At 66.4% G+C, this 2,468-nt stretch carries 3 protein-coding genes; 1 reads left to right on the top strand and 2 read right to left on the bottom strand.

Annotation, left to right across the window (positions count from 1 at the left end):
* Both V6M42_RS04625 and V6M42_RS04620 read right to left on the bottom strand, forming a co-directional pair.
* Window positions 1–1,199, bottom strand: a 1,199-nt coding sequence (locus V6M42_RS04625; RefSeq protein ID WP_332677468.1) for an acetyl-CoA C-acetyltransferase, incomplete at its 3' end; no start/stop codon positions are given.
* 195 nt (window positions 1,200–1,394) lie between these two features.
* Complete coding sequence (locus V6M42_RS04620; RefSeq protein WP_332677466.1) at window positions 1,395–1,769, bottom strand: VOC family protein; 375 nt, start codon at window positions 1,767–1,769, stop codon at window positions 1,395–1,397.
* Window positions 1,770–1,952: 183 nt separating this feature from the next.
* On the opposite strand from V6M42_RS04620, the gene V6M42_RS04615 reads away from it, so the two are divergent.
* Window positions 1,953–2,468: hemerythrin domain-containing protein (locus V6M42_RS04615; RefSeq protein WP_332677463.1), on the top strand; the 516-nt coding region annotated here is incomplete at its 3' end.

The following is a 2,468-nucleotide window of genomic DNA, read 5'->3' as shown; positions in this document are numbered from 1 at the left end:
CGTTCGATGACGGTGGCGGTGCCCATGCCGCCGCCGATGCACAGGGTGATCAGGGCGGTCGAGCGGTTGGAGCGCTCCAGCTCGTCCAGGGCGATGCCGGTGATCATGGCGCCCGTGGCGCCCAGCGGGTGGCCCATGGAGATGCCGCCGCCGTTCACGTTCATCTTCGAATGGTCGATGTCGAGCGCCTGCATGTAGCGCAGCACCACGGCGGCGAAGGCCTCGTTCAGCTCCCACAGGTCGATGTCGGCGGGGGTCATGCCCAGCTTGCCCAGCAGCTTGCGGGTCACGAACTCGGGGCCGGTCAGCATGATCGAGGGCTCGGATCCGATCGAGGCGCCGCCGAGGATTTTGGCGCGCGGCTTCAGGCCCAGGGCCTTGCCGGCCTCCAGCGTGCCGATCAGGACGCCGGCCGAGCCGTCGACGATGCCGGAGGAGTTGCCGGGGGTGTGGACGTGGGTCATGCGCTCGACCTCGGGGTAGCGCTGGCCGATCACGGCGTCGAAGGCCATCTCGCCCATCATGGCGAAGGACGGGTTCAGGGCGCCGAGGGTCTGCATGTCGGTGTTGGGGCGGATGGTCTCGTCGCGGTCGAGGATGGTCAGGCCCAGCTGGTCCTTGACCGGCACCACCGATTTCGAGAACCGGCCGTCGGCCCAGGCGGCGGCGGCGCGCTTGTGGCTTTCCATCGAATAGGCGTCGACGTCGTCGCGGCTGAAACCGTATTTCGAGGCGATCATGTCGGCCGACACGCCCTGCGGCACGAAATAGGTCGGGAAGGCCGAGGAGGGGTCGACGGGCCAGGCGCCGCCGTCCGAACCCATGGGCACGCGGCTCATCGCCTCGACGCCGCCGCCGACGGCGAAGTCGGCCTCGCCGGATTTCACCTTGGCGGTGGCCATGTTCACGGCTTCCAGGCCCGAGGCGCAGAAGCGGTTGATCTGGACGCCGGCGGTGGTCTGGGCCCAGCCGGCCGAGAGCACGGCGGTGCGGGCGATGTCGGCGCCGAGCTCGCCCACGGGGGTGACGCAGCCGAGGATGACGTCGTCGACCTTGGAGGTGTCCAGATCGTTGCGGTCGCGCAGGGCCTCAAGCACCTGGGTCGCCAGGCTGAGGCCTGTGATCTCGTGCAGGGACCCGTCCTTCTTGCCCTTGCCGCGCGGGGTTCTCACCGCGTCGTAGATATAGGCGTCGGCCATGGGAGTCGGTCTCCAATAAGGACGGATTCAAGCTTGGACGCCAGAAAACCTACGTTTACGTCAACGTCAAGTTTTTTCGCCGTGATCTGAAGTGTCCAATGTCCGAAAAATTCGTGGGACATTTTCGGACAATTCGGACATTTCGCCGCCCGACGCGTTCCACCCTAGCCGCCTGGTGCGTCAGAATCGGTCGCATCAACCGGGCGCGTGGCAGACGGCCTCGATATTGAACCCGTCGGGATCGAGCACGAAGGCGGCGTAGTAGGTGGGACTGTAGTTCTCCCGCACGCCGGGCCCGCCGTTGTCGCGGCCGCCCGCCTTCAGAGCCGACTTGTGGAAGGCGTCGACCTGGGCCCGGCTCGCGGCGCGGAAGGCGACGTGGTTGGCCTCGCCCGGCCGGTCCTTGTCGGCGATGACGAATTCGGGCGCTTCGATCCCGAACATGACGATGGTCGCCTCGCCGTCCTTCTCCTCGGCCATGACCCGGAAACCGAGCGGAGCGAGGGCGGCGGCGTAGAAGGCGCGCGACCGGTCGATGTCGGTGACGTCGAGGGCGAGGTGGTCGATCACGGCGCGGCTCCCGGGCTGTTCTGCGAATGAACGCGAAACTGCTCGAAACGAGCCCCTTGTGTCGGGCGCCGGACGCCCGGAGGGGCGAATTCGCGAGAACGACTCTCAGCTGGGCTGACAATGGAACGCCAGCCTTCTCCGCGCCTTAAGCGGCCAGACCCCACCGTTTGCCAGGAGGAAGACATGGCCCAGACCTACGAAGAAATGGACGCGATCGCGATGCTGAAGGCCGACCACCGCAAGGTGGAGGACATCTTCGCGGCGTTCGAGAAGGCGACCTCGAAATCGAGGAAGCAGGCGCTCGCCGAACAGGCCTGTTTCGAGCTGAAGGTCCACACCGTGATCGAGGAGGAGGTCTTCTATCCGGCCTGCCGCGGCAAGATCGAGGAAGACCTGCTGAACGAGGCCTATGTCGAACACGACGGGGCCAAGCTGCTGATCAACGAGATTGAGGCCGGCGGTCCGGCAGAGGATTTCTACGACGCCAAGGTCAAGGTGCTGTCCGAAATGATCGAGCACCACGTCAAGGAAGAGGAGATGCGCTCCGAGGGCATGTTCTCCCAGGCTCGCGCCGCCGGTCTCGACATGGACGCCCTCGCCGACGCCATGCGCGCCCGCAAGGCGACGGCGATGGAGGAGTTCCAGGCCGGCAAGCCGGCCGTGACCCTGACGCTGGAAGGCGATGACACCGAAAAGGCG

The sequence above is a fragment of the Brevundimonas sp. genome, assembly GCF_036677305.1.
In the GTDB taxonomy this organism is placed as follows: domain Bacteria; phylum Pseudomonadota; class Alphaproteobacteria; order Caulobacterales; family Caulobacteraceae; genus Brevundimonas.
This window is presented reverse-complemented; position numbering and strand designations above follow the sequence as displayed.